Here is a 6,325-nt window from a genome sequence, read left to right as displayed (position 1 = left end):
GAAACTGTGGAACCCCGGAACCCGGACTTCGGAGCCAGTCCCCGGGACTGAGGGCGTCGGGGGGTGGACGAGCAGGGTGGTGTGTGGTCGCGGATTTCGGAGAGGGGTTCAGCTCTTTGAATTCGCTGGTCTTGGACGTCCACAGTGGATTGTCGGGGTGGGTCCGGGCGCGGAGCCGGGGAGCCTATGATGATCTTGGCTCGGGGCTCATCAGGTTCCCGCCGTCACCCGACGCAGCGAACATCTCGCGTCGGCGCATCCCGCCAACAGCCAGGCACCGGAAGACCTATGTCCACCCTCACCCCGACCGCCCCCGAGCAGACGCTGCCGATCCGCCCCGCGGTGGCACCTCCGGCGCGCCTGCGGTGGTGGCAGGTCCTGGCGATCGTGGCGGCGGCGTTCAACGCCCGCACCTCGGTGACCGCGGTCGGCGCGGCGCTGCCCGAGATCCGCGCGGCGCTGGGGCTCGGCACCGGGGCGGTCGTGGTCCTCACCGCGCTGCCGTGCCTCTGCATCGCCGCGACGACCTGCCTCGTGCCGCTCCTCCGCCGCCGGATGGGAACCCAGACCGGGATCGTGCTGTTCCTGGGCTTCCTGCTGACCGGGCAGGCGATCCGCGTCGCCGAAGGCCAGTGGTTGCTGCTCGCGGGAACCGCACTGGCCTGCTGCGCGATCGGCGGGACGCAGGTCCTGCTGCCCGCCGTCTGCCAGCAGCTGGGCGGTCGCCGCGCCGCCGGGCTCACGATGCTGTCGGCCAGCACGATCGGAGCCGGAGCCGCCACCGCGACGGCGACGACCCCGTGGCTGACCGAGATCGGCGGCTGGCGAGCCGGACTGGGCGCGTGGATCGTCCCGGTGGCGTTCGCGCTGCTGCTGTGGGCTCCGCAGAGCAGCACGCCGCGAATCACCGCGCCGCAGCTCGAGAAGCCGCGCCGGCCGCTCCTGCGAAGCCCCGGCGCCTGGTACCTGACCACGTTCATGGGCCTGCAATCCCTGCAAGCCCTGTCCCTGCTGTCCTGGCAACCGGTCCTGCTGCGGACCACCGGAGCCGATCCCGCCCAGGCCGCCGCGCTCAGCACCAACACCCTCGTGGTCAGCATCGCCGCGTCCGCGGTCATCACGGCCTCCTGCTACCGCCGGACCACGCACATCGGCCGCTGGATGGTGCTGACCACCTGCAGCGGCGGGCTCGGCCTGCTGGGCCTGCTCATCGCCCCGTCCGCCACCCCGGTCCTGTGGGCGGCGCTGCTCGGAGTCGGGATGGCGGCCCTCGCCCCCGCGATGGCCGCCATCCCGGTGCAGGCAGCGGACGGCGACGAGACGACCCGCTTGTCGGCGATGGTCCAGGGCTTCGGCTACCTGCTCGCCGCGATCGGCCCCGCCCTCATCGGCACCCTCACCGATGCCACCAGCAACGCCGAGTGGACCCTGACCGCCCTCCTGTTCTGCAACCTCGTCCAGCTCCTGTTCGCCGCCCTCAGCAACCGCCTGCCGGCTCAGGCCGAAGCCCCGGCCCGCCTGCCGAAGACCGCACCCGAGGTCAGACCCGTGCCGCCCGGGTAGTTCCCGCTGAACAGGCCGCCGAGCATCTCACCGCAGACGAGCAGGCCCGGGATCGGCGCACCCGCCTCGTCGAGCACACGACCCCGGGTGTCCGCGTGCAGCCCGCCGAAGGTGAAGGTGATGCCGCAGGTCACGGGGAACGCGTAGTACGGCGCGGTTTCCAGCGGGAGCGCCCAGTTCGACTTCGGCGGCGCCACCGAGGCGCGACGGCCGTCCAGCACCGCGGCGTCGAACGGGACCGAGCGGTCGATGGCCGCGTTGAACTCCGCCACGGTCTTCTGCAGCGTTCCGGCGTCAACTCCCATACCGCGGGCGAGTTCCTCGACGGTGTCGGCCACGACGACCGACGCACCCGGCATGTCGTACTCCTCCGCGCGCAGCCACGGACGCGTCGTGGCGTCGAAGAGCTGGAACGCCGAGCCGCCGGGCTGTTCGAGGATTCGCGCCCCGTACTTCGCGTAGGTCAGGTTGCGGAAGTCCGAGCCCTCGTCGAGGAACCGCTCGCCGCGCGCGTTGACCACGATGCCCAGCGGGTAGCCGCCGCGGGTGAGCTGGTTGGTGAACTCGCGGTTGCTCTCGTTCTGCTCGAACCAGGCGTCCCACGCCACGCTGTGGCAGGTGCTCCAGTCGCCGTGGGTCCCGGCACCCGCCTCGATCGCGGCGGTGAGCATGTCGCCGGTGTTGTGCGGGGTGCCGCGGACCTTGGCCCGGTGCCAGCCCTCGCCGAGGTGCTTGCGCCGCAGCTCGGCGTCGGCTTCGAAACCGCCGGCGGCCAGCACCACCGATTCCGCGCGCACGACCTCGCGATTCCCTTCCGCGTCAACGCATTCCACGCCGGTGACGACGCCGTCTTCGAGCACCAGCCGCTGGCAGCGCACCCCGTAGCGGATCTCCACACCCGCGCTCCGCGCCGCGGCCGTGTGCTGTTCGATCAGGCCCTTGCCGCCGCCCGTGCTGCCGACCGCGAGCCCGCCCCAGAAGACCTGCCGCTGCTCGCGGTCCGGGTAGGCCTGCCGCTCGTACATGAGCCGGAAGCGCAATCCCTTGCCGTGCAACCACCTCAGCGCGTCCTGGCTGTCGCCGATCAGCACCTCGGTCAGCGTCCGGTCGTTGCGCCCCCCGGTCACCTTCGCCATGTCGGCGGCGAAGTCCTGCGCGGTGTACGGCGGCAGGACCGAGTTGGCGTGCCGTTCGTCGGGATCGAGCAGGTCGGCGACGTCGTCCAGGCCGCCGTGGACGATCCGGAACGCGCCTGCGGTGTAGTAGCTGTTGCCGCCGGCCTCCGACGGCGCGCCCTTCTCCAGCAGGAGCACTCGGCGCCCGCGCTCGGCCGCGGCGTGCGCAGCGCTGAACCCGGCGTTGCCGCCGCCGACCACCACGACGTCAACCGCCGCACCGGCATCCGGTCGCATTCGTCCTCCTCGAGGCCTTGTATCCGATTGCATGTGACTGTATACAGTCGTGCACCACGAAGTCCAGGACGGACCAGAGGGAGCACTGACGCTCTATGCCCAGCAGCAAGTCCCAGGACGACGCACCCGGCCGAAGATGGACCCGGTGGACGCCGCTGGTGGTCGCCGTTCTCGCCACCGGCGCGCTGGTCGCCACCGAACCCGGCGACGACGTCGGATCGAGCGTGCTCGACGGCAAGCAGCTGCGGATCATGGCCCCCGCCGCGCCAGGTGGCGGCTGGGACCAGACGTCCCGCGAGATGCAGACCGCGCTGCGCGATCTGGTGGGCCGCAGCGAGGTCTACAACGTCGGCGGCGCGGGCGGCACCATCGGGCTCAGCCAGTTCACCCGCTACCACGGCGATCCGAGCCAGCTGATGACGACCGGGCTGATCATGATCGGCGCGGTCGAGACGAACGATTCCCCGCACTCGCTGTCCGAGACCGTTCCGCTGGCCCGGCTCACCACGGACTACCAGGTCGTCGTGGCCGCCGCGGACTCACCGCTGCGGGACATGCCGGCCGCGGCCGAGGCGATGCGCGCCGACCTGCCTGCGGTGTCGATCTCGGGCGGGTCCGCGGGCGGGGTCGAGCACATCCTCGCCGGACTGCTGGCCAAAGCCGTCGGAGCCGATCCGTCCGGGGTGAGCTACGTGGCGCACTCCGGCGGCGGCGAAGCGCTCACCACCCTGCTGTCCGGTCGTTCCTCGCTCGGCATCTCCGGGGTGTCCGAGATCCGGCCGCAGATCGAAGCGGGCCAGGTGCGCGCGCTGGCCGTGTCCAGCCCGGAGCGGCTGCCGGAACTGCCGGACGTGCCGACGCTGCGCGAGGTCGGGCTCGACGTGGAACTGCAGAACTGGCGCGGAGTCGTCGCCCCGAAGGGCATTTCCGCCGAACAGGAGCAGGCGCTGGAACAGGTGCTGCTGGACATGACGAAAACGCCCGCCTGGCGAGAAGCGCTGGCCCGTCGAGGTTGGGGCGACGCAACGCTCGCGGGTCCGGAGTTCGAGGAGTTCGTGCGCTCCGAGCAAGCCCGGGTGACCCAGCTGCTCGGCGAGATCGGCTTGGGGAGGCGATGATGGCGGCAGAACCGCAAGAACGCAGAACAGCGCTCAGCTCAACGGTTTTCGGCGGCCTGATGGTTGTCGCCGCGATCCTCGTGATCATCGACGCACTCGCGCTGCCCGACACCGGGAAGGGCGCGGCCGGTCCGGCCGCGGTGCCGTTGGCGTTGGGCGTTCTGCTCGGCGTCGTCGGCCTCGCGCTGGCACTGCGCTCCTCAGCCGCGCTGCGCACCGCCGCCACCGACCAGCCGCTTCGGCAGCACGCGGCGCTGCGCCTCGCCGCGCTGGTCGCGGCCCTGGTGGCCTTCGCGCTGCTGCTGCCGGTGCTCGGTTACGTCGTGACCTCAGCAGGCCTGTTCGCCGCCGCTGCCCTGCTGCTCGGCGCTCCGCGCGGCTGGCAGATCGTCGCCCACGGGTGGTCGCTGGCCGCGGTGGTGTTCGTCGTGTTCGACCGGATCATCGGGCTCACCCTTCCCGCCGGCCCCTGGGGGTTCTGACATGGACCAGATCGGACTCCTGCTCGACGGTTTCGCCGGCGCGCTGACCCCGTCGCACCTGCTGTGGGCGCTGGTCGGCGTCACGATCGGCACCGCCGTCGGCGTCCTGCCCGGCATCGGACCGGCGCTGACCGTCGCCCTGCTGCTGCCGATCACCTTCCGGCTGGAGGCGTCCAGCGCGCTGATCCTGTTCGCCGGGATCTACTACGGCGGGATGTACGGCGGATCGACCACCTCGATCCTGCTCAACACACCTGGTGAGAGCGCGTCGATGATCGCGGCGCTCGAGGGCAACAAGATGGCGCGGACCGGACGAGCCGCGGCAGCGCTGGCCACCGCCGCGCTGGGCAGCTTCGTGGCGGGCACGATCGGCACCGTCGCCCTGACCTTCCTGGCACCGCTGGTCGCCGACTTCGCCACCGGTTTCGGACCGCCCGAGTACGTGGCGCTGATGGCCGTCGCGTTCACCACCGTCTCCGCGCTGCTGGGGCCGAACCTGCTCAAGGGCGTGGCGAGCCTGCTGGTCGGCATCACCATCGGCCTGATCGGCATCGACTCCCAGACCGGGCAACCGCGGCTGGTGTTCGGCGCGGAATCCCTGCTCGACGGCATCGACGTCGTCATCGTCGTGGTCGCGCTGTTCGCGCTCGGCGAGACCTTCTCCCGGCTCATCAGCACGACCGGGCACTCGACCGTGCAACCCGTGCGAGGCAGGGCGGTGCTGTCCCGCGAGGACCTCCGCCGCTCGTGGCCGGCATGGCTGCGCGGCACCGCGCTCGGCTTCCCGATCGGCAGCCTGCCCGCCGGTGGCGCCGAGGTCCCGACGTTCCTGAGCTACACCGTCGAGAAGAAGCTGTCCCGCCGCCCCGAGGACTTCGGCAACGGCGCGATCGAAGGCGTGGCGGGACCCGAAGCGGCGAACAACGCTGCTGCGGCGGGCGTTCTCGTCCCGCTGCTGACCATCGGCCTGCCGACCTCGGCGACCGCCGCGGTGATCCTCACCGCGTTCCAGTCCTACGGCCTGCAGCCGGGCCCGGAGCTGTTCGAGGAGTCCGGTCCGCTGGTGTGGACGCTGATCGCCAGCCTCTACGTCGGCAACGTGATGCTGCTGGTGCTCAACCTGCCGCTGGTGAAGCTGTGGGCGCGCATGCTGACCATCCCGCCGCACACCATCTACGCGGGAGTGCTCGTGTTCGCCGCGCTCGGCGCCTTCGCCGCCGGTGGCACGACGGCCGACCTGCTGGTGCTCTGCGGTCTCGGCCTGCTCGGGCTGCTGATGCGGGAAGCGTCGATCCCACCGGCCCCGGCGATCGTCGGGCTGATCCTGGGCCCCATCGCCGAGCAGCAGCTGCGCCGGGCGCTCGTGCTGTCCGAAGGGGACCCGTCGATCCTGGTGTCCGGGCCGATCACGGTCGTCCTGTGGACGGTGGTGGCGCTGTCGTTGCTGCTCCCCGTGCTCTTACCCGCGGTCCGGCGTCGGGCGCGGCGGTGATGCGTACCGCCGTACACTGGCGTGGGCTCGATCCGGGGAGGGGAGCTGTCCGAGGTGTACGACCAGCTGCGCGCCGAGATCGTCGACGGCACTTGGGAACCGGGTGCCGCGCTGGTGGAGCTCGCGCTGGCGGAGCGCTACGGGACCAGCCGGACGCCGGTGCGCGAGGCGCTGCGCCGGCTCCAGCAGGACGGCCTGGTCGAACGCGGTGACCGGGGCATGCGGGTCCGCACCCGCAGCCCCGAGGAGATCCTGGAG

At 71.7% G+C, this 6,325-nt stretch carries 6 protein-coding genes; 5 read left to right on the top strand and 1 reads right to left on the bottom strand.

Features of this window, described 5'->3' with window-relative positions:
* Positions 1-288: 288 nt before the first annotated feature.
* Positions 289-1,563 (top strand): MFS transporter, encoded by a 1,275-nt coding sequence (locus ABTZ89_RS34000; protein ID WP_351052572.1) that lies wholly within the window; start codon positions 289-291, stop codon positions 1,561-1,563.
* Here the strand turns inward: ABTZ89_RS34000 and tcuA are convergent.
* A complete protein-coding gene (tcuA, locus tag ABTZ89_RS33995; protein WP_351052569.1) occupies positions 1,497-2,975 on the bottom strand; it encodes an FAD-dependent tricarballylate dehydrogenase TcuA in 1,479 nt (492 codons plus the stop codon). The two genes, ABTZ89_RS34000 and tcuA, sit on opposite strands and share 67 nt — an antisense overlap.
* A gap of 95 nt (positions 2,976-3,070) precedes the next feature.
* Here tcuA and ABTZ89_RS33990 point away from each other — a divergent pair, with 95 nt between their 5' ends.
* From ABTZ89_RS33990 to ABTZ89_RS33975, 4 genes are all read left to right on the top strand, one after another.
* Positions 3,071-4,093 carry a tripartite tricarboxylate transporter substrate binding protein gene (locus tag ABTZ89_RS33990; RefSeq protein WP_351052566.1) on the top strand — a complete coding sequence of 341 codons (1,023 nt, stop codon included), beginning with the start codon at positions 3,071-3,073 and terminating at the stop codon, positions 4,091-4,093.
* A complete protein-coding gene (locus ABTZ89_RS33985) occupies positions 4,090-4,575 on the top strand; it encodes a tripartite tricarboxylate transporter TctB family protein (RefSeq protein WP_351052564.1) in 486 nt (161 codons plus the stop codon). Before ABTZ89_RS33990 ends, ABTZ89_RS33985 begins: the two co-directional genes overlap by 4 nt.
* 1 nt (position 4,576) lies before the next feature.
* Entirely contained in the window at positions 4,577-6,067 is a 1,491-nt protein-coding gene (locus tag ABTZ89_RS33980; protein ID WP_351052562.1) for a tripartite tricarboxylate transporter permease, read from the top strand.
* Between the two features lie 21 nt (positions 6,068-6,088).
* Positions 6,089-6,325 (top strand): GntR family transcriptional regulator (locus tag ABTZ89_RS33975; RefSeq protein ID WP_351052559.1); only part of this gene is annotated, 237 nt, incomplete at its 3' end.

The organism is Saccharopolyspora sp. NPDC002686, from assembly GCF_040295745.1.
Lineage (GTDB): Bacteria > Actinomycetota > Actinomycetes > Mycobacteriales > Pseudonocardiaceae > Saccharopolyspora > Saccharopolyspora oryzae.
Note: the sequence above shows the minus strand (reverse complement) of the source record. Positions and strands in the feature narration are given on the sequence as shown.